This window comes from Cognatiyoonia sp. IB215182, from assembly GCF_033963905.1.
GTDB lineage: Bacteria > Pseudomonadota > Alphaproteobacteria > Rhodobacterales > Rhodobacteraceae > Yoonia.
In genome coordinates, this window is the sequence record NZ_JAXBMB010000004.1 from 35,506 (window position 1) to 55,603 (window position 20,098).

General features: G+C 59.6%; 16 protein-coding genes. 10 read left to right on the top strand and 6 right to left on the bottom strand.

The genetic code is table 11. The features are described 5' to 3' along the window. Window positions 1-46 precede the first annotated feature (46 nt). The 7 genes from SLH47_RS08895 to SLH47_RS08925 all read left to right on the top strand — a co-directional run bounded on the left by SLH47_RS08895 (window position 47) and on the right by SLH47_RS08925 (window position 9,870). Window positions 47-718, top strand: a complete 672-nt coding sequence (locus SLH47_RS08895; RefSeq protein ID WP_320239130.1) for a hypothetical protein — start codon at window positions 47-49, stop codon at window positions 716-718. Beyond that, window positions 715-1,425, top strand: a complete 711-nt coding sequence (locus SLH47_RS08900; protein WP_320239131.1) for a hypothetical protein — start codon at window positions 715-717, stop codon at window positions 1,423-1,425. Before SLH47_RS08895 ends, SLH47_RS08900 begins: the two co-directional genes overlap by 4 nt. Next, window positions 1,412-5,944, top strand: a complete 4,533-nt coding sequence (gene gltB / locus SLH47_RS08905; protein ID WP_320239132.1) for a glutamate synthase large subunit — start codon at window positions 1,412-1,414, stop codon at window positions 5,942-5,944. Before SLH47_RS08900 ends, gltB begins: the two co-directional genes overlap by 14 nt. An 81-nt stretch (window positions 5,945-6,025) precedes the next feature. After that, the gene (mtgA, locus tag SLH47_RS08910; RefSeq protein ID WP_320239133.1) at window positions 6,026-6,787 is read left to right on the top strand and encodes a monofunctional biosynthetic peptidoglycan transglycosylase; all 762 of its coding nucleotides are present in this window, start codon (window positions 6,026-6,028) and stop codon (window positions 6,785-6,787) included. Between the two features lie 156 nt (window positions 6,788-6,943). Next, window positions 6,944-7,609, top strand: a complete 666-nt coding sequence (locus SLH47_RS08915) for a glutathione S-transferase family protein (RefSeq protein WP_320239134.1) — start codon at window positions 6,944-6,946, stop codon at window positions 7,607-7,609. Window positions 7,610-7,657: 48 nt separating this feature from the next. Further along, window positions 7,658-8,707 carry a tRNA epoxyqueuosine(34) reductase QueG gene (gene queG, locus SLH47_RS08920; RefSeq protein WP_320239135.1) on the top strand — a complete coding sequence of 350 codons (1,050 nt, stop codon included), beginning with the start codon at window positions 7,658-7,660 and terminating at the stop codon, window positions 8,705-8,707. Continuing rightward, entirely contained in the window at window positions 8,704-9,870 is a 1,167-nt protein-coding gene (locus SLH47_RS08925) for a PQQ-dependent sugar dehydrogenase (protein ID WP_320239136.1), read from the top strand. Before queG ends, SLH47_RS08925 begins: the two co-directional genes overlap by 4 nt. Window positions 9,871-9,873: 3 nt before the next feature. On the opposite strand, the gene SLH47_RS08930 is transcribed toward SLH47_RS08925, so the two are convergent. The 3 genes from SLH47_RS08930 to SLH47_RS08940 all read right to left on the bottom strand — a co-directional run bounded on the left by SLH47_RS08930 (window position 9,874) and on the right by SLH47_RS08940 (window position 12,788). Next, on the bottom strand, window positions 9,874-10,653 hold the full coding sequence (locus SLH47_RS08930) for an ATP-binding cassette domain-containing protein (RefSeq protein WP_320239137.1): 780 nt from the start codon (window positions 10,651-10,653) through the stop codon (window positions 9,874-9,876). Between the two features lies 1 nt (window position 10,654). Continuing rightward, window positions 10,655-11,767, bottom strand: a complete 1,113-nt coding sequence (locus SLH47_RS08935; RefSeq protein WP_320239138.1) for an ABC transporter permease — start codon at window positions 11,765-11,767, stop codon at window positions 10,655-10,657. Between the two features lie 70 nt (window positions 11,768-11,837). Further along, window positions 11,838-12,788: a sugar ABC transporter substrate-binding protein gene (locus tag SLH47_RS08940; protein WP_320239139.1), complete on the bottom strand. Its 951-nt coding sequence runs from the start codon at window positions 12,786-12,788 to the stop codon at window positions 11,838-11,840. A gap of 185 nt (window positions 12,789-12,973) precedes the next feature. Between SLH47_RS08940 and SLH47_RS08945 the strand changes: the two genes are divergently transcribed. Continuing rightward, on the top strand, window positions 12,974-13,978 hold the full coding sequence (locus tag SLH47_RS08945) for a LacI family DNA-binding transcriptional regulator (protein ID WP_320239140.1): 1,005 nt from the start codon (window positions 12,974-12,976) through the stop codon (window positions 13,976-13,978). On the opposite strand, the gene SLH47_RS08950 is transcribed toward SLH47_RS08945, so the two are convergent. From SLH47_RS08950 to SLH47_RS08960, 3 genes are read right to left on the bottom strand one after another with little or no spacing between them, the layout of a single operon-like run. Beyond that, complete coding sequence (locus SLH47_RS08950; protein ID WP_320239141.1) at window positions 13,971-15,125, bottom strand: Gfo/Idh/MocA family oxidoreductase; 1,155 nt, start codon at window positions 15,123-15,125, stop codon at window positions 13,971-13,973. The genes SLH47_RS08945 and SLH47_RS08950 overlap by 8 nt on opposite strands. Before the next feature lie 18 nt (window positions 15,126-15,143). After that, on the bottom strand, window positions 15,144-16,034 hold the full coding sequence (locus SLH47_RS08955) for a TIM barrel protein (RefSeq protein WP_320239142.1): 891 nt from the start codon (window positions 16,032-16,034) through the stop codon (window positions 15,144-15,146). A gap of 9 nt (window positions 16,035-16,043) precedes the next feature. After that, window positions 16,044-17,141: a Gfo/Idh/MocA family oxidoreductase gene (locus SLH47_RS08960; protein ID WP_320239143.1), complete on the bottom strand. Its 1,098-nt coding sequence runs from the start codon at window positions 17,139-17,141 to the stop codon at window positions 16,044-16,046. Window positions 17,142-17,253: 112 nt separating this feature from the next. Between SLH47_RS08960 and iolD the strand changes: the two genes are divergently transcribed. Together iolD and iolC are read left to right on the top strand one after the other, a co-directional pair. After that, on the top strand, window positions 17,254-19,113 hold the full coding sequence (gene iolD, locus SLH47_RS08965) for a 3D-(3,5/4)-trihydroxycyclohexane-1,2-dione acylhydrolase (decyclizing) (protein ID WP_320239144.1): 1,860 nt from the start codon (window positions 17,254-17,256) through the stop codon (window positions 19,111-19,113). Next, the gene (iolC, locus tag SLH47_RS08970) at window positions 19,113-20,096 is read left to right on the top strand and encodes a 5-dehydro-2-deoxygluconokinase (RefSeq protein WP_320239145.1); all 984 of its coding nucleotides are present in this window, start codon (window positions 19,113-19,115) and stop codon (window positions 20,094-20,096) included. The genes iolD and iolC overlap by 1 nt, the downstream gene beginning before the upstream one ends. The last annotated feature ends 2 nt before the right edge of the window (window positions 20,097-20,098 follow it).

Genomic DNA, 20,098 nt, shown 5'->3' on the forward strand with positions numbered 1-20,098 from the left:
CCGACCTCTCAAGCTACGTCAATAAAACTGACCTACAGGTGAAGATATGATCAAACCTCTGACGATCCTCAGCGCGCTTACCCTTGCCACGCCCGTTGCGGCACAGCAGAGTTTTTCCGCACCCGAGGGCTGTGAGGCCAAGCTGACCGTACAGCACAAGGGCTGCGTTCTGGTCAATGTCTGGACCTGTGAGGCGGACGATCCCGGCGATCAATGGCTGGCCGTCTTCGGGCAAGGTGGCCTGTTCAGCGTTCAGAAGGTGGATCGGGAGTTTCAGTGGGTTGAGGCCTACAAGATCAGCGGCAATGAACGCCTGCAGATGCCAGCCGATGATCCGGCATCACTGACAGAACTATTCGCGGCACAGGTTGATACCTGGGATTTCACGCTGGAAACTGAGGAAGGCATCGAACGCAATGTCGGCTTTGACATGCTGACGGGTGAAACGATCGAAATCGATGGCGAGACGCTCTTGCGCACCGAATATACCGGCCAGACCCTTGATGGTGACGGCAATGTGCTCGACGACGGCAGCGGGCGGCAATTCGTCAGTGAGCGCCATCGCCTGTTCTTCTTCGGTGAGAGCTGGAGCGCCGATGATCCGTCGGATGTGATCGATATGTCGCCGGTCGAATTCATTTATCCAGATGAACCGGGCTTCTTCTCGGACCAGCCAAAATATGAATGCAACCTGTTGGACGCGGGGTATCGCCCATGAGATATGCCGTGATCCTAATCTGTCTGGCGGGTCCCGCCGTGGCCCAATCGGGCGGCAGCACGGTTGAACTACCGACCGGCTGCAACGCCTATCTGACCGTGCAAAGCGAAAGCTGCAGCGTCGACCATCACTTCACCTGCGAAGGCGACCCGGCGGGGCATCAGCGCCGCGTGAGCATGGATGAACAGGGTTTGACCTATGTGGGCGAAATCGATGCGGAGACCCAGTGGATTAGCAGCTTCCAGGTGCTCAGCGGCCATCGTGAACGGCTGGAAAGTGACCCAGCCGAGCCTGCCTCACTGTCGGACCTGATTGAATACGGCGTGGACGATTACGATTTCCGGACATTGTCGTCTGAGATTGGTGACACACGTTATGTCGGGCAAGACACGCTCACGGGCCGTCAGATCACCATCGACGGCGTCACCCTTGATGAAACGACCTATGATATCACTGCCTATGACGAGGCCGGCAACGAAATCTGGTCGGCGCAGGGCAATGAGTTCATCAGCCGTGACTGGCGCATGTTCATATCCGGCACAGGGACGGTCACCACTCCCAACGGCAGCTTTGAGCGCGCGAACCGCCCGGTTGAATTCATCTTTCCCGGTGAGCCGGGTTTTCTAAGCCCCAATCCCAAACATGGCTGCGGCGTGGCGATTTCGTCCGCTGATTTTCTGAAGGAGAACCATCATGACCATCTATGATCAATCCTGGGTCGCAGCAGAGGAAGCCAAGCGTCAGTGGATGGCGGAAAACGGTCTTTACCGCGATGAGGATGAGCATGCCTCGTGCGGGGTTGGTCTTGTCGTGGCGATTGACGGGACACCGTCGCGGGATGTCGTGGAAAAAGGCATCGATGCGCTCAAGGCTGTCTGGCACCGGGGTGCTGTGGATGCGGATGGTAAGACGGGGGATGGCGCCGGTATTCACGTGCAGATCCCCGTGCCGTTCTTTTACGACCAGATCCACCGGACTGGCCACGAGCCTGATCAGGACAAGCTGATCGCCGTCGGTCAGGTTTTCCTGCCGCGCACAGATTTCGGCGCGCAAGAGCATTGCCGCACGATTGTCGAGGCCGAAGTGCTGCGCATGGGCCACTACATCTATGGCTGGCGGCATGTGCCGGTGAACAACGATTGTCTGGGCGACAAGGCCAATGCCACACGGCCCGAGATCGAACAAATCCTGATCCGCTGCGAAAAGGAGATGGATGAGGAAGCGTTTGAGCGTGAGCTTTACATCATCCGCCGCCGGATTGAGAAAGCGGCAGGTGCGGCAGGAATCGGGGGGATGTATGTCTGCTCACTCTCCTGCCGGTCGATCATCTACAAGGGGATGATGCTGGCCGAGCAGGTGGCGGAGTTCTATCCTGACCTGACGGATGCGCGGTTTGAAAGCGCCTTTGCCATCTATCACCAGCGCTATTCCACCAACACGTTCCCGCAATGGTCGCTGGCACAGCCGTTCCGCATGCTCGCCCATAATGGTGAGATCAACACGCTGAAGGGCAATGTGAACTGGATGCGGAGCCATGAGATCCGCATGGCCTCCAGCGCGTTTGGCGATAAGGCAGAAGACATCAAACCGATCATCCCGTCAGGTGCGTCGGATTCGTCAGCATTGGATTCAGTCTTTGAAGTACTGGTGCGCGCGGGCCGCAGCGCGCCCATGGCCAAGACGATGATGGTGCCAGAGGCGTGGTCAAAGCAGGCGGTCGAAATGCCGCAAGCCTGGCAGGACATGTACAGCTATTGCAACGCGGTGATGGAGCCGTGGGACGGCCCCGCAGCGCTCGCCATGACCGATGGCCGCTGGGTTTGCGGTGGCCTCGACCGGAACGGGTTGCGCCCCTTGCGTTATGTGGTCACAGGCGATGGTCTGCTGGTCGCAGGGTCCGAGGTTGGTATGGTCCAAGTGGATGAGGCGACTGTTGTTGAAAAGGGCGCGCTGGGCCCCGGCCAGATGATCGCGGTGGATATGAAAAAGGGCAAGCTGTTCCACGACACCGAAATCAAGGACAAGCTGGCAGCGGCACTGCCCTTTGGCGAATGGGTTGGCAAGGTCGTCGCGTTGAACGATCAGTTGCGCGACATTCCTGAAACGGCGATGCATGAGGGTGAAGAACTGCGCAAGCGGCAGGTGGCCGCTGGGTATAGCATCGAAGAGCTGGAACAGGTCCTCGCGCCCATGGCCGAGGATGGCAAGGAAATGATCGCCTCCATGGGGGATGACACGCCGTCGGCTGTACTGTCGAAGACCTATCGCCCGCTGTCGCATTTCTTTCGTCAGAACTTCTCTCAGGTCACGAACCCGCCGATTGACTCGCTTCGTGAAAGCCGGGTGATGTCGCTGAAAACCCGGTTTGGGAACCTCAAGAACGTGCTCGATGAGGATTCGTCGCAGACGGAGATCCTCGTGCTGGAGAGCCCCTTTGTCGGCAATGCTGAGTTCGACGAAATGGTCCGCCATTTCGGCGACCGCGTCGCGATCATTGACTGCACCTTTGCCCCCGGACCGGGAGCGCTCAGCGCTGGTCTGGCCCGGATCAGGGAAGAGGCAGAGGATGCCGTGCGGTCAGGTGCCGGCCATCTGGTGCTGACGGATGAGAACCAGTCGGCGACGAAGATCGGTATGCCAATGATTTTGGCCACATCTGCGGTGCATTCCGGGCTAACCAAGCAGGGCTTGCGGACGTTCTGTTCGATGGCTGTGCGGTCGGCGGAATGCATCGACCCGCATTACTTTGCCGTACTGATCGGCTGCGGTGCGACGACGGTGAACGCTTATCTGGCGCAGGACTCGGTCGCTGACCGCGTGCGGCGTGGTCTGATTGAAGGGTCATTGACCGACGCGATGCGGCGCTACCGTGCCGCGATTGATGCGGGGCTGCTTAAGATCATGTCGAAGATGGGGATTTCGGTCCTGTCATCCTATCGCGGTGGTCTGAACTTTGAGGCCGTGGGGCTGAGCCGCGCCATGGTCGCCGAATACTTTCCCGGTATGCACAGCCGCATTTCCGGCATCGGCGTCAGCGGTATTCAGGCCAAGCTGGAAGAGGTGCACGCGAAGGGCTGGAAAGGCGGTACGGATATCCTGCCAATCGGCGGCTTCTACAAGGCGCGTCGGTCGGGCGAGAAACACGCCTGGGAAGCGCAGACCATGCATATGATGCAGGCTGCCTGCAACAATGCTTCGTATGCTTTGTGGCAGCAATATTCCAAATCCATGCAATCGAACCCGCCGATCCATTTGCGCGATCTCTTGGCGATCAAGCCTTTGGGCAAGCCGGTTCCGATTGAAGAGGTGGAAAGCATCACCGCGATCCGCAAGCGGTTCGTGACACCGGGCATGTCGCTTGGCGCCCTGTCGCCTGAAGCACACAAGACACTGAACGTCGCGATGAACCGGATCGGGGCGAAGTCGGACTCTGGCGAAGGCGGCGAAGACCCGGCGCATTTCAACCCTGAACCCAACGGTGACAATCCGTCTGCCAAGATCAAGCAGGTGGCTTCTGGCCGCTTTGGGGTGACGGCGGAATACCTCAACGCCTGCGAGGAGTTGGAGATCAAGGTTGCGCAGGGTGCGAAGCCCGGTGAAGGTGGTCAGCTGCCGGGGATGAAGGTCACCGACCTCATCGCGCGGCTGCGGCATTCGACCAAGGGCGTGACGCTGATTTCGCCACCGCCACACCACGATATCTATTCCATCGAGGATCTCGCACAGCTGATCTATGACCTCAAACAGATCAATCCGCGCTGTAAGGTCACTGTGAAGCTGGTTTCCAGTTCAGGTGTTGGAACGATCGCAGCAGGGGTCGCGAAGGCCAAAGCAGATGTTATTTTGATCTCTGGCCACAATGGAGGCACAGGTGCATCGCCCGCGACCTCGATCAAATATGCGGGTCTGCCGTGGGAGATGGGCCTGACCGAGGCGCATCAGGTGCTGGCGATGAACAACCTGCGTGAACGCATCACGTTGCGCACTGATGGCGGTTTGCGCACGGGCCGCGACATCGTCATGGCCGCGATGATGGGGGCCGAGGAATATGGGATCGGCACTGCAGCTCTGATCGCCATGGGCTGTATCATGGTGCGTCAATGCCAGTCGAATACCTGCCCGGTCGGTGTCTGTACCCAGGACGAGAAACTGCGTGAGAAGTTCACCGGCAATGCCGACAAGGTTGTGAACCTGATCACTTTCTATGCAACCGAGGTGCGGGAAATCCTCGCCTCGATTGGCGCCCGGTCGTTGGATGACGTGATTGGCCGGGCCGATCTGCTGACGCAGGTGTCACGTGGTTCGGCGCATCTCGATGATCTGGACTTGAACCCACTTCTGATCACCGTCGATGGCGCATCCAGCATCACCTATGATCGGAACAAGCCGCGCAATCCGGTGGATGACACGCTGGATGCGCAGATCGTGAAGGATGCCGCGCGCTTCCTCAATGATGGTGAGAAGATGCAGCTTGATTACGCAGTGCAGAACACGCTGCGCACCATCGGGACGCGAACGTCGAGCTATATCGTGAAGAATTTCGGGATGCGGAATGCGCTGCAGCCCGATCATCTGACGGTGAAGCTGCGCGGCTCTGCCGGGCAGTCATTGGGGGCTTTTGCTGCGCCGGGGTTGAAGCTGGAAGTCTCTGGTGATGCCAACGATTATGTCGGCAAGGGTCTGTCGGGTGGTACGATTGTCGTGCGCCCGCCGATGGTTAGCCCGTTGGTGGCGGCCGAGAATACGATCATCGGGAACACGGTCCTGTATGGCGCGACATCGGGGTATCTGTTCGCGTCCGGTCGTGCGGGCGAGCGGTTTGCGGTGCGCAATTCTGGCGCGCATGTGGTGATCGAAGGCTGCGGGACCAATGGGTGTGAATACATGACCGGCGGTGTTGCGGTGATCCTCGGCTCAGTTGGTGCCAATTTTGGTGCGGGCATGACCGGGGGTATGGCGTATCTTTATGATCCCGAAGGGACCTCTGCCCCGCTGATCAATATGGAAACACTGGTGACGAACCCGGTCACTGTCGATCATTGGCATGATCAGCTGAAAGGCCTGATTGAGCGGCATCTGGAGGAAACGGGCAGCCGCAAGGCTGCGGATATCCTGCAGCATTGGGACCTTGAGAAAGGGAACTTCCTGCAGATTTGCCCGAAAGAGATGCTGGTGCATCTGCCGCATCCGCTGAGCGTTGAGGATACGGCGATCCCGGCTGAGTAAAGGCAACGCCCTCGCGTAAAAATTGCGCGAGGGCGTCGCGCGTTCTTGACCCGTTAACACTGCCCGTGGCTTATGGGGCCGATGGCAGAGCGTAGCACAGCGAAGAAGAAACCGGCCCGAAAGCCGGCAGCGAAGAAGCGCAGCAGCAAAAAGCAACGTCCCGTGTTGATGACGCGGATGTGGCTTTCGCTGAAGCGTCTGTTTTGGGGTGCGATCTTTGCGGTGGCGGGCTTTGTCTTGCTGGTCACGTTGATCTATGCGCTGATCGCACCGCCGACGACGCCCTACATGGTGTCCGAAAGCCGCCGTCTGGGTGGTGTGACCTATGATTGGGTGCCGATGGATGAGATCGCGCCGGTCATGGCGCGCTCCGCCGTTGCGGCGGAGGATGCGAACTTTTGCCTGCATTGGGGGCTGGATGTGAAAGCGATCCGTGAAGCGGTGGATCGCGGGCGCGGCGGGGCCTCGACGATTTCGCAGCAGGTCGTCAAGAACGTGTATCTGTGGCACGGCCGGTCCTGGACGCGTAAGGCGATTGAGGCGCTTTGGACACCGCTGACCGAGGCCGCGTGGAGCAAGCGACGGATATTGGAGCTTTATCTGAATATTGCGGAGTTTGACGAAGGGGTGTTTGGCGTCCAGGCCGCATCGCGGCATTATTTTGGTGTAGATGCAGCGGATTTGACGCCGACCCAGGCGGCGCGGCTGGCGGCGATCCTGCCGTCGCCGAAAAACCGGTCTGCCGCGAACCCCAGCAATTTCACCCGCAATCGTGCTGCTGCGATCATGAGCGGGGCCGCGACGATTGCGGCAGACGGGCGGGCGGATTGTTTTGAAGCGTGAGAGGGCAGACTTTTCGTGACGAAAAGTCTGCTGTGGGGCATTTTTTTGGTCAAAAAATTGCGGGACCCCAAAGGCAGGGCTTTGCGCATGACCGCCTGCCCCATTGATCCGGGCAGCCCGATACGGCATGAGGGTTGAAAAACCGGTGCGCCATCGATGAACACGCTTTACCATTACCCCCTCTCGCCCTTTTCGCGCAAAGTGCGCCTTTGCATGGCTGAAAAGAAGATCGAGGTTGGCCTGGTCGAAGAGCGGTATTGGGAACAGGGCCCGGATTTTCTGCGGCGGAACCCGGCGGGGAAAGTGCCTGTGCTGAAAATGGGCAGCCGCACGATGTCTGATAGCACTGCGATCTGTGAGTACCTTGAAGAGACGCATCCCAACCCGCCGCTTTTGCCCAAAAATGCCGAAAGCCGGTGTGAGGCGCGGCGTCTGGTGGGGTGGTTTGACGATAAGTTTTATCACGAAGTCACCACCAAGCTCACGGGCGAGCGGGTGTTCCGTAAAGTCATGGGCTCGGGCTATCCTGACAGCACGAATGTGAAGGCGGGGGCGAAGGCGATCAAATACCACCTTGATTACATGGCCTATCTTTTGGAGGGGCGCAGGTGGCTTGCTGGCAATGATATGACATTCGCGGATTTTTCAGCAGCCGCGCAATTGTCTTGTCTTGATTACACCAGCGATGTCGATTGGAACCGGCATGAGGCGGTCAAGGATTGGTATGCGAAGATCAAATCGCGCCCGGCGTTCCGGTCCATCCTGGCTGATGAGGTGCCGGGGTTCCAACCGGCGGCGCATTATGCCGATCTGGATTTTTAGGGGGTTTCACCCCCGTCCCTGCGGGACTCCCCCAAGGTATTTGGGAACATGAGAAATGAGGGCGTGAAGGCAGAGCTGATCTCGTTCGCGCATGAGGCGGGATTTGCCAAAGTGGGTGTCTGTCGACCCGATGCGGTGTCGGAGATTGCGGCACGGCTGGCGGCATTTGTGGATGCGGGGTTTCACGGGCAGATGGGCTGGATGGCGGAGCGGATGGCATGGCGCGGTGATCCGACGGCACTTTGGCCTGAAGCGCGGTCAGTCATCATGCTGGCGGAGCCTTATACGCCCGATCATGACCCGCTGGAGGTTTTGGAGCAGTCCGTCCGCGCCGCGATCAGCGTTTATGCGCAGAACCGGGACTATCATGACGTGGTCAAAAAGCGCCTGAAACACGTTGGGCGATGGTTAATCGATCAGGTGCCAGGGGCGGAGATCAAGGTTTTTGTCGACACTGCCCCGGTTATGGAGAAGCCACTGGCACAGGCCGCCGGGCTCGGCTGGCAGGGCAAGCACACCAACTTGTTGGGCCGGGATCTGGGCAACTGGTTTTTTCTGGGGGCGATTTTTACGACCGTAGACCTGCCGCCGGATCAGGCGGAAATCAGTCATTGCGGCTCCTGCACGGCCTGTCTGGACATCTGCCCGACAGAGGCATTCCCCGCGCCTTATCAATTGGATGCGCGGCGCTGTATCTCGTACCTGACGATTGAGCATAAAGGGCCGGTTGCGGAAGAGTTGCGTGCCAAGATGGGCAACCGGATTTATGGCTGCGATGATTGCTTGGCGGTCTGTCCGTGGAACAAGTTCGCGACTGCGGCGCGCGATACGCGCTATGCCGCGCGCGACGATCTGCGCGCGCCGCCTTTGGCCGAACTGGCGACGCTGGACGATGCCAGGTTTCGGGCGCGGTTTGCGGGATCGCCCATCAAGCGGATTGGCCGGGACCGGTTCGTGCGTAATGTCGCATATGCGATCGGCAATGCGGGCGATCCCGCGCTGGTCGAAGTCCTTTCACCTTTGGTTGATGATCCAGACCCGGCGGTGGCCGATGCGGCACGCTGGGCTATCTTGCGGCTGAAGGAGGACCGATCATGATCCGCATTCTTTCCATCAGTGCCGTTATCATTGCCGCAGGTGTTTTCGCCTATGCACAGGTGCAGCAGGGCCGGCCCAATGCCGATTTTGCACCGGCATTTGAGACACAAAGCCGCGCGCCCGCATTGCCGTCAACACCTGTCTCCGTCACGGTCTTTGCCGATGATCTGGAGAACCCGTGGGGGATTGCGCCCCTGGGTGGTGGCCAGTTTCTGGTGACAGAGCGGCCCGGACGGATGCGGGTGATCAACGCGGATGGCTCGATCAGCGCGCCGCTGGCGGGTCTGCCGGAGATCGCGGCGCAAGGGCAGGGCGGTTTGCTGGATGTTGCCGTATCACCCCGTTTTGCGCAGGATCGGGTGATTTACTGGACCTACTCTAAGTCGGTGCGTGGGGGGCTCGTCACCGCAGCCGGGCGTGGTGTGCTGGAACAGAACGGGCAGATTACGGGTGCCACCGACATTTTCGTGCAGGACAACCCGGCGCGAAACGGGCGGCATTTCGGCAGCCGGATTATTCCGATGGATGATGGGACCGTGTGGATCACAACAGGGGATCGCGGGGCGGGTGACACAGGCACGCTTGTGCAGGACCCGGAGACGACCCATGGCAAGGTGATCCGCGTCAATGCCGATGGGTCTGTGCCGTCAGACAACCCCTTTGTCGGGCGCGCGGGCAATGATCTGGTCTGGTCATCGGGGCATCGCAACATTCAGGGTGCTGCCATTGGTCCCGGTGGTCTGTGGACAATCGAACATGGGCCACGCGGTGGCGACGAACTGAACCAGCCGCAGGCGGGTCTGAATTATGGCTGGCCGATTGTCAGCTACGGGATCAATTACCGGGGAAGTGATATCGGCCAGGGGATCGCGCGGGCGGAAGGGTTTGAAGAGCCTGTCTATTACTGGGATCCCGTGATCGCGCCGGGGGGCATGATGTTTTACGATGGCGATTATGCGGATTGGCAGGGCGATCTGCTGATCGCATCGCTGAACCCTGGCGCGCTGGTGCGGCTGAAGATGGAAAACGGTCGCGTGGTTGGGGAAGAACGCCTGCTGACCGACGTGGGCCGCGTGCGGGATGTTGAGGTTCTGGAAGACGGTAGCGTGCTGATCCTGACGGATTCCGGGCGCGGGCAGGTTTTACGGGTCACGCCCGGATAAAGGTTAGACGGTACCGCCGAGCGAGCCTTCGAGGTCTGCAAGCTCCTGCCCGCCGGCCATCATGTCCTGCAGCTCTTCCGGGGCAATCTCACCTTTTTGGGCGGTGCCGAATGTCTTACCTCGGTTGAGTACGGTGAACCTGTCACCCACGGCCATCGCGTGCCGCACATTATGGGTGATGAAAACGACGGCAATTCCCTGCTTGCGCACCTTGTCCACAGTCGCCAACACATTCGCAGTCTGGCGGACACCCAGAGCTGACGTCGGCTCATCAAGGATCAGCACCTTCGCTCCAAAATGCACGGCACGGGCGATGGCGACCGTCTGACGCTCGCCACCGGATAAGGTGCCAACCGCCTGATCAGGGCCGCGCAGATTGATGCCCATCTGCCGCATCTCGGCCATCGTGATCTCATTGGCATAGTCGTGGTCGAAGAACGGGATGCCAAAGCGTTTCCTGACCGGTTCGTTGCCCATAAAGAAATTCCGGCTAACCGACATCAACGGGATCATCGCGAGGTGTTGGTGCACAGTGGCAATCCCGGCTGCGATTGCATCGCGCGGATCGGCGAAATCCAGTGGCGCGCCTTCAAAAATGATCTCGCCCCTCGTGGGTTTGTGCACGCCGGACATCGTCTTGATGAAGGTCGACTTTCCAGCACCGTTATCACCGAGCAGGCAATGGCATTCGCCGGGGAAGATGTCGACCGACACACCGGCCAGCGCGATGACAGAGCCGAAGTGCTTTTCGATGTTCTTCATCTGGATAATAGGGTCGGCCATCTTAACGCTCCCCCGTGATGATGCGGCGGATATAAGTGTTGAGGATCACCGCAAAGAGCAGGATGACCCCCAGGAACACCCGGAAAAGCGAGCTTTCGACGCCAGCAAAGAACAGGCCCTGCTGCACGACGCCAAAGATCAGCGCGCCAAGTGCGGCTCCTATGACCGACCCGTAGCCGCCAGTCAGAAGCGCACCGCCGATGACAACGGCAATAATTGCCTCGAATTCCTTCAAAAGACCGCGATCCGCCCCGGCAGAGCCGAACTCCATCACCTGACAGACGGCGAGAACCGTCGCGCAGAAGGCCGTAAACATGAACATCAGGATCTTAACGCGATTGACGGGAACACCGGAGTTGCGCGCGGCATCCGCATCGCCACCCGCCGCAAAGATCCAGTTGCCAAAGCGTGTGCGCGTGAGCAGCACATGACCAAAGATGATCAGGGCGATGGCCCAGACGATCAGCATCGGGACGCCGTCCACCACCGGCTGGCCCGCGCGCGAGCCGCGTTCAAAAACCGCGATCACACCCGTATCGCCCAGCCATTGGAAAATCGGCTGGCCGATCTTGCCGCCAAAGATCCGGGCGAGCCAATCGCCCTCCGCCGCGTCGCGAATGCCGCCAATGATGGTTTTGTTCTCGACCGTTTGCGGGATGTAGATGGTGAAGCCACGTAAGATGAACAAAAAGGCCAGCGTGACGATAAAGCTGGGCAAACCCGTGCGCACGACGATCCAGCCGTTGAGCGCGCCAAGGGTGACGCAGATTGCGAATGTGACTATGATCGCCAGCCACATCGGCCAGGCCAGAACGACGCCGAAAACGGCAATCATCATGCCCGCAAAGCCGATCATCGAACCGACCGACAGGTCAAACTCGCCCGCGATCATCAAAAGGCAGGCGCCCACGGCGATGATCATGAATTGCGCCGACACGGTCGACCAGTTCATGATGCCCTGCGCATTGAACATCCCGCTGTCGAGCGCAAAGAGCAGGAAAAGCGTAAAGACTGCAACGGTCCCGACAATACCGCCCAATTCAGGCCGGATCAGGGCGCGGCGCAGGGGCGAGATGTCCTTGATCCGCTCGTCAATTTGCGAGGTCTCAGCCATCTTGGGACTCCTGATTTAGTCGCGCAAGGCGGCCCTCGAGGTTCAAGGGCCGCCCTTTGCTTTCAAGCGCTTAGCGGTACTCGCCGGCGAATTCCTCAACCTTGGCCAAGGCGTCCTTGGTGACAAAGCCGGGGCCAGAGTTGATGTTGTTGCCGGGCAGCACACCGTAACGGTCCCAATTGGCAAGGATCACAACGGGCATGTAAGCCTGCAGAAATGGCTGCTGGTCGATGCCCCAGTTGATGATGTCGGCCTTGATGCCGCGCACGATTTCTTCGCCGAGGTCAAAGGTGCCAAAATGGATGTCACCGGCCATCCCGTTTTCCTCAAGCGCGGCAATCGTGGGGTCGGCCGAGACTGGGCCGAGCGTCAGGATACCGTCGGTTTCGGGGTTCGCCGACAGATAAGCCAGCACCTTGTTCTTGATTTCTGCCGGGTCGGTGCCGCTATCCATCATGGCATTGCCCAGTTCAACACCGAGCGCATCGGCGTAACCACGGCAGCGCTCACCGACAGTTGGCTGTTGGATGGCGTGGTTCACGCAAAGGAAGCTCGTCACACCCTCGGATTTTGCGCGCAGCCCGGCGGCATAACCGGCATCATATTCGGGCTGACCCACATACATTAAGGCACCCACCTCGCGCGCTTGCTCAGGTGTGCCTGTGTTCATGATGATCACATCAATGCCCTGGTCCACGGCTGCGGTGATTGGCCCTTTGAGCACGTCAAAATCGGCGAGGGTCGTGATGATCCCGTCAGGGTTTGATGCTGTCGCCTGTTCAATAATGCGGGCCATATCGGCGATATCACCGGTTGGTGGATTGCGATACTCCACCTCTGCACCCACTTGCTCGCCCGCCAGCGCGATGCCGTTCTTGATCGTGTTCCACCAGCTATCGCTGTCGGGCGCATGGCTGACAAGAATGTAGGTTTCCCCCTCTGCGGCTGCGCTTGTTGCGGTCAGCGCTGGTGCTGCAACAACTGTCGCCGCAACCATCAGGCTTTTCATCAATGATGACATGGTCTTCCTCCCAAAGAATTCCGTTCGTATTGGCAAAGGCGGACGTTGCGCCTCCCGTCGGGCAGCAAAGCACGAAGCTGATCATTTTGCAACCGGTTGCAAAAGAATCTGATCAATCGGATACTGCACTGAACCGTAAGGTGCGATATCTAGATAAGGTTCAGAACAGGAACTGCTGCAAGACCATGGCCGCCACGCTCAAAGATGTTGCTGCTCGCGCGGGCGTTTCACGCTCTGCCGTCTCTCGGACATTTACCGACGGCGCATCCGTTTCGGGCAAGATGCGGCGCAAGGTGGAAAAGGCGGCGGCTGAGCTCGGGTACAGTCCAAACGTCCTTGCTCGAAGTTTGACAACACGGCGCACCAAGCTGATTGGCCTGATTTCAAACAACTTTCACAACCCCATTTTTCTGGAAGTGTTTGATCTCTTTACCCGAAAACTGCAGGAGCGAGGGTTGCGGCCCCTGCTGGTCAACCTTTCGGATGAAACGGACCCCGAAAACTCCGTGCGGATGCTGCGGCAATATTCGGTTGATGGCGTGGTCGTCGCCTCATCAACCCTGCCGCCCGGCTTTTCCAAGGCTTTTCGAGATGCGGGCATGCCGGTTGTCAACAGCTTTGGCCGTTACTCATCCACGCCGCAGGTGCATGTAGTGGGGATCGACAACCGCGAATGTGGCCGCATGGCTGCCCGCGCACTGGTTGAGCGCGGCTATAAGAACGTGGCGTTTTTGGGCGGCCCCGAATCGGCCACCTCAACGCAGGACCGTTTTGCGGGGTTTCAGGAAGAAATGGCAATGCATCCTGACATTGCCGTCTCATACTCTTTCGCCACGGCATATTCCTTTGACGCGGGCCGGGCCGAAATGCAGCGTCTCTTGGCGAGTAACCCGCAGACCGAGGCGTATTTTTGTGGCGATGACGTTTTGTCCATCGGCGTGCTGAGCGCCGTACAGGATGCAGGATTGCGTGTGCCTGAAAATGTAGGACTGATCGGCCTGAACGATATGGAAATGGCCGGGTGGCAAAACATCAACCTCACGACCATCCGCCAGCCCATCGCCCAGATCATCAACTCCTCGGTGGAGCTAATGGTCGCCATGCTGGATGAGCCGGACCGCTATCCCGAAGCACGATTGTTCCCTTGCGAAGTGGTCGAGCGCGGAACCTTGCGTCCTCTACCTACCTGAACATTGGAGGGCGGGCATCGCGCCATGCGCCATCGGCCTTGCCCGACTCCGCCACTGCATAGACGGCCGCCATGGACCGCAAGCCATCCTCTGCCCGTGGGTAGAGATTGGCTGCTGGGTCCATCACCCGACCCTCTTTGCGGGCAGAAATCGCCTCGGCCAGATCAGTGTAGATGTTGGCGAAGGCAAGCGGCATACCCTCGGCATGACCAATGGTCACGCGAGTGGTCCGATCCGCTTCAGGTGAGAGGTTCGCCTCGCCTCGCTCAATAATCTGCAGCCGTTCGTTCAGGGGCATATAGTAAAGCTGATTGGGGTGTTCCTGGCTCCAGCGCAACCCGCCCGTTTCGCCAAAGACCTGGATCGTCAGCCCGTGCTGCCGCCCGATGGCGATGGAACTGGTCCAGAGCCGCCCGACCGCCCCGCCATCCATGCGAAAATTGACCATTGCGTCGTCTTCCAGCGTCCGCACATCGATGCAAGACACTGTATCTGCTGACAATTTTTCAACCTCCTGCCCGGTGACAAAGCTTGCCATATGCAGCGCGTGAATACCGCAGTCGGCGAACTGAGCCGAGACCCCGGCCTGTGCCGGATCGTAACGCCAGCGGACGCGCGGGTTGTCGGCATCGGTGGCATCTGCGTGATGCCCATGGGCAAACTCCGCCTTCACCAGACGGACCCTGCCGATATCGCCGCGCGCGATCATCGCCTTCATGTGGCGCACCAGCGAATAGCCCGTGTAGCCATAGTTCACCGCACAGATATTGCCGGTCTTCTTGGCGATTTCGACGATCTCTTCCCCTTCCTCAACGGTCATGGTCATCGGCTTTTCACAAAGCACGTGAAACCCGTTTTCCAAGAAGGCCTTGGTGATCTCGAAATGCGTCGCATTGGGGGTGGCTACCGTGACCAGATCGACCCTGTCATCGCGCTTTTTCTCACCCTCCAGCATCTCTTCCCAGCCGCCGTAGGCGCGGTCGCCAAGGCCAAGCCTTTGCCCATAATCGATGCCGTGTTCAGGGCGGTGATCAAGCGCCCCGGCGGTAAATTCAAAGAGCCCGTCAAGCCGTGCACCCAGCCGGTGCGCCGGTCCTATCTGGCTGCCTTCACCGCCGCCGATCATGCCCCATTTGAGCCGTGTCATCGCATCCTCCCTTGGGCCTTAGAACCCGATGCTTTCCAGATAGTGCCGGTTCGCTCGCGCGTCTTCCAGCGGGGTGCCGGGCAGGGATGGGTCACAATCCTGTTCAACCGTGCACCAGCCTTCGAAACCGGCGTCCAGCAGCACCTGCCGCACGGCGGGGAAATCCACATCGCCTTGACCGAGATTGCAGAAAATACCCTGCCCGCAGGCTTTGTAGAAATCCGTGCGGTTGGCGACCACATCGGCCTTCACGATCGGGTCGATATCTTTGAAATGCATGTAGCTGATCCGGTCGATATGCCGCTTCATGAAGGCCACCGGATCATAGCCCGCATAGGAATGATGACCGGTGTCAAAGCAGATTTTCAGGATGCTTTCATCCACCTCGTCCAGCAGCCGTTCGAGTTCCGGCTCGAAATCGAGGAAGCCCGCCGCATGGGCATGCATGCCGACGGTCAGCCCGTATTCCTCTGCCCCCATTTTGGCGATGGTGGCGATCCTGTCGCGGAAGGCGGACCATTCGGCGGCGTCCATCTGCTCGGCCTCATCCGCGCGGCCGGCGGTGGGTGCGCGGCGGGGTGAGATACTGTCGATCAGCACCAAATGTTCGGCACCATGGGCCGCCAACGCCTTGCAAGTGCGCACCGAGGCATCCATGACATCGTCCCACATGGCAGGGTCGTGGAAGGCGCGGAAAACCACGCCGCCGATGATGGACAGGTCATGCTTGTCCAGTTCTGCGCGCAGCACGGCTGGATCTTCGGGCATGTAGCCGATAGGACCCAGTTCAATGCCTTTATATCCCGCCTCGGCACATTGATGCAGCACCGATTGCCAGGCAGGATAAGCCGGGTCAGAGGCGAATTCGATACCCCAGGAACAGGGCGCGTTGCCAATTTGGATGGTCATATGTGTCCCTTAGAAATCGCTGACATTGCGCCAGGCTTTTGCGGCGGATGAGGCATGCGCGGCGGCGATGATTTGATTAACTGCCAGCCCGTCACGGAACGTGGGCCAGACGTTCTGGCGTGTTTCAATCGCACGCAGGAAATCCCGCGCTTCGATGATGATCTGGTCTTGATAGCCAGTGCCGTGGCCAGGCCCCTGGCAGAAGGGCTCATAATCGGGATGGGCCGGGCCGGTCAGGATCTTGGTGAAGCCGCGCTGCGCCTCTGGCCCCGTCGCTTTGTAAAGATGCAGCGCATTCTGGTCTTCGCCGTCAAAGCGGATCGCACCTTTTGTGCCCGTGATTTCATAGGCATAGCCCATCTTGCGCCCGGTCGCGACGCGGCTGGCATAGATCGATCCCAGCACGCCGCTTTCGAACCGGACGAGCATATGCGCGTGGTCGTCATTGGTAACCTTGCCGCCGGGCCGTTCTTGATGGACGGTTTCGATTTCTGCCAGAAGGCTGTGGATTGGGCCCATCAGGCGCAGGGCGCAGTTGATGGGATGCGGGGCAAGATCGCCCATCGTGCCGTTCGCCGCACCTGCAGTCCGCCAGCTTGTTGGGGTCTGGGGATCGGCGAGGAAGTCTTCGGTATGCTCGCCGCGAAAGCTAGTGATCTTGCCGATCTCACCGGACTGAATCAATTGATAGGCATATTGGCTGGCGGGCGTGCGGATATAGTTGAAGCCGACCATGTTGATATGGCCCTCGGCGGCGGCAACCATGGCGCGGCTGTCATCGACATCCTGGCCGAGAGGCTTTTCACAGAAGACCGGTTTACCCAGGGCGAAGGCTTCTTCGGCCACGGGGCGGTGCGTGTGCTGCGGGCTGGCGATGATGACAGCCTCGACCTGCGGATCATTCACGAGCGCCTGCCAGTCGTCGGTGGCCCGGGCAAAACCATAAGCCGCACGATAGCGGTCGGCGGATGCGGCGCTGGTCGCACAAACCATCTCAAGCCGGGGTCGCAGTGCGGTGTTGAAGACGGTACCGACAGCGGACATGGCCACCGCATGGGCCTTGCCCATGTAGCCGCCGCCCACGATTCCGATGCCGATCTCGGCCATTCAAGTTCCTCCCCCGAAAACCGTTTGCAACCGGTTGCAAAATTTGTATCCTTGGATTCGAAAACACGCAAGCGGCAAAAGCGCCATCCCGCGCTTTGGGGGGAGCCATCAGATGAGCGATACGACCATTCGCCTGACAACGGCGCAGGCGATCATCCGCTATCTGGACAACCAGTTTATCAGTATTGATGGACAGGAAATGCGTGTTTGCGGCGGCGGTTTCGGCATCTTCGGTCATGGCAATGTGACCTGCTTGGGTGAGGCGCTTTATGCCCATCGTGACACGCTGCCGCTTTATCGTGGGCAGAATGAACAGGGGATGGGGTTTGCTGCGGCGGGCTATGCCAAGGCCTGGCTGCGCCAGCGGTTCATGTTCTGCACCGCGAGTGCCGGTCCGGGTACGGCGAACCTGCTGACCAGTGCAGCGTTGGCCCATGCCAATCGCCTTCCGGTTTTGATGCTCTGCGGCGATACGTTCCTGACCCGGCTGCCCGACCCGGTGCTGCAGCAATTGGAGCATTTCGGCAACCCCGCCTATGGGCTGAACGATGCCTTCAAGGCGGTTAGCCGCTATTGGGATCGGATCACGCATCCGGCACAGATCATCCAGTCGCTGCCTGCCGCGCTGTCGACGATGCTCGACCCCGCCGATTGCGGCCCCGCCTTCATCGGGCTGCCGCAGGATGTGCAGGGCTGGACCTATGATTATCCAGAGGCGTTTTTTGCCAAGACGGTGCACCACATTCGCCGGATAACCCCGGATCAAAACGAGGTCGCTGCCGCAATGGATGCATTGCATGGTGCCCAACGCCCGCTGATCATCGCTGGTGGTGGCGTCCAATATAGCCGCGCGGTCGCCGAGTTGACTGCTTTTGCCGAAGATCACCAGATCCCCGTTGTCGAAACCATTGCCGGGCGGGCAAACATGACGGCGGATCATCCGCTGAATATCGGCCCGATTGGTGTCACGGGATCAGACAGCGCCAACGCGCTGGCGGAACGGGCTGATGTTGTATTGGCGGTCGGCACGCGGCTGCAGGACTTTACCACTGGTTCCTGGACCGCCTTTGCCAAGGACGCGCAATTCATTGGGCTGAATGCCGCGAGGCACGACGCGATCAAGCATATGTCACTGCCCGTTGTCGGCGACGCCAAGCGAGGATTAGAGCTGTTGCAGAGGGATAGCTACAGCGCGCCAAAGGCTTGGGTTGATTTCGCCAGGGCGGAACGGGCCAAGTGGGATGCCTATGTGGCCGAGAATGTGGCCCACGGCAATCGCCCGAATTCCTATGCGCAAGCGATTGGCGTGGTGAATGATCTCTGCGATCCGCGCGACCGGATCGTCGCCGCTGCGGGCGGATTGCCCGCGGAAGTGACGGCCAATTGGCGGACGCTCGATATCGGAACGGTTGATGTGGAGTTCGGCTTTTCCTGCATGGGCTACGAGATCGCGGGCGGCTGGGGTGCGCGGATCGCGCAGGCTGAGCAGGAGCCGGATAAGGATACCATCGTGTTCACAGGGGACGGATCGTATCTGTTGATGAATTCGGACATCTATTCATCGGTGCTAACAGGCAAAAAGCTGATCGTTCTGGTGCTCGACAATGGTGGCTTTGCGGTCATCAACAAGCTGCAGAACAACACGGGCAACGAAAGCTACAACAACCTGATCGCTGATACGCCGACCGCAACCTCGCAATTCGCGGTAGATTTCGAAGCCCATGCAGCGGCAATGGGGGCTACTGCGGAGACGGTGGCCAATCCGGCCGAGCTTGGCGATGCGTTCAAGCGCGCGAAGGCGAGCGACAAGACTTATGTGATTGTCATGCAGGTTGATCCGTACGAGGGATGGACGGACCAAGGTCACACTTGGTGGGAAGTCGGTACGCCACATGTGTCCGAGAATGCCAAGGTGACTGCCGCCCACAAGGACTGGGAAGCCACCCGCGACAAGCAGCGCAAAGGCGTCTGATGGACATCTTCGCGGGCGTCAAAAAGAACAATTTTCTGGTGGTCGGGCGCGTCGGCCTTGACTTGTTTCCTGACCCGCCAGGCACGGCGATCGAGGATATGTCGGTGATGCATGCGGATATGGGCGGATCCTCTGCCAATATTGCGGCGGGGATCGTAAAACTCGGCGGTCAGGCGGCCCTAGTCACCTGCGTGTCGGATGATGCGGTCGGACGCGCCTGCCAGAAAATGCTTGAACGTTACGGCGTCAATGGAACCCATGTGCGGGTCGTAGGTGGCGAGGCGCGGACCTCGCTTGCGATGTATGAAAGCCGCGTCGTGGATCATCAATCGGTTATCTACCGCAATGGTGCGGCGGATTTCGATATGACTGAGGATGATGTGGCGGCTGTTGATTACAGTCAATTCGGTGCCCTTGTGACGGCGGGTACGGTCTTTGCCGCTGAACCGTCGCGCAGTGCAGCGTTCAGGGCCTTTGCATTGGCGCGCGCGGCAGGTTTGCCCGTGATCTTCGACATTGATTACCGCCCCTACTCCTGGCCCTCCGCAGAGGTCGCCGCAGATGTGTTGTCGCGCGCAGGCGCATTGTCCGATATCATTGTCGGCAATGATGAAGAGTTCGGCTTCATGGCAGGCGGGATCGACAAGGGACTTGAGAAGGCGCGCGAGCTGGCCGCCACAACCGCGAGCCTGGTGATCTACAAAATGGGTCCTGAAGGCGCCATCACCATCGACCGGGCAGGCGAGACCCGCACAGGCATCTATCAAGTCGATGCGCTGAAACCCACCGGGGCGGGTGACAGTTTCATGGCGGGCCTTCTGACCGGCATCGCCGAGGGGTTAAGTGTGCCAGACGCAGTGATGCGCGGGTCGGCCTGTGCGGCGATTGTCGTGGGCAAACCGGGCTGTGCGCCCGCCATGCCCTACCCCAACGACCTTGCCGATTTTCTGGCCCGCCACCCCGGCCCAACCACCCCGTCATAAAG

Excerpts from the sequence above, each read along its gene's own strand:
- SLH47_RS08900 (WP_320239131.1), top strand. The coding sequence starts at position 715 with ATGAGATATGCCGTGATCCTAATCTGTCTGGCGGGTCCCGCCGTGGCC.
- SLH47_RS08935 (WP_320239138.1), bottom strand. The coding sequence starts at position 11,767 with ATGGCTGAGACCTCGCAAATTGACGAGCGGATCAAGGACATCTCGCCC.
- SLH47_RS08960 (WP_320239143.1), bottom strand. The coding sequence starts at position 17,141 with ATGGCCGAGATCGGCATCGGAATCGTGGGCGGCGGCTACATGGGCAAG.
- SLH47_RS08950 (WP_320239141.1), bottom strand. The coding sequence starts at position 15,125 with ATGACACGGCTCAAATGGGGCATGATCGGCGGCGGTGAAGGCAGCCAG.
- SLH47_RS08915 (WP_320239134.1), top strand. The coding sequence starts at position 6,944 with ATGAACACGCTTTACCATTACCCCCTCTCGCCCTTTTCGCGCAAAGTG.
- queG (WP_320239135.1), top strand. The coding sequence starts at position 7,658 with ATGAGAAATGAGGGCGTGAAGGCAGAGCTGATCTCGTTCGCGCATGAG.
- SLH47_RS08895 (WP_320239130.1), top strand. The coding sequence starts at position 47 with ATGATCAAACCTCTGACGATCCTCAGCGCGCTTACCCTTGCCACGCCC.
- mtgA (WP_320239133.1), top strand. The coding sequence starts at position 6,026 with ATGGCAGAGCGTAGCACAGCGAAGAAGAAACCGGCCCGAAAGCCGGCA.
- iolC (WP_320239145.1), top strand. The coding sequence starts at position 19,113 with ATGGACATCTTCGCGGGCGTCAAAAAGAACAATTTTCTGGTGGTCGGG.
- SLH47_RS08925 (WP_320239136.1), top strand. The coding sequence starts at position 8,704 with ATGATCCGCATTCTTTCCATCAGTGCCGTTATCATTGCCGCAGGTGTT.
- gltB (WP_320239132.1), top strand. The coding sequence starts at position 1,412 with ATGACCATCTATGATCAATCCTGGGTCGCAGCAGAGGAAGCCAAGCGT.
- iolD (WP_320239144.1), top strand. The coding sequence starts at position 17,254 with ATGAGCGATACGACCATTCGCCTGACAACGGCGCAGGCGATCATCCGC.
- SLH47_RS08940 (WP_320239139.1), bottom strand. The coding sequence starts at position 12,788 with ATGTCATCATTGATGAAAAGCCTGATGGTTGCGGCGACAGTTGTTGCA.
- SLH47_RS08930 (WP_320239137.1), bottom strand. The coding sequence starts at position 10,653 with ATGGCCGACCCTATTATCCAGATGAAGAACATCGAAAAGCACTTCGGC.
- SLH47_RS08955 (WP_320239142.1), bottom strand. The coding sequence starts at position 16,034 with ATGACCATCCAAATTGGCAACGCGCCCTGTTCCTGGGGTATCGAATTC.
- SLH47_RS08945 (WP_320239140.1), top strand. The coding sequence starts at position 12,974 with ATGGCCGCCACGCTCAAAGATGTTGCTGCTCGCGCGGGCGTTTCACGC.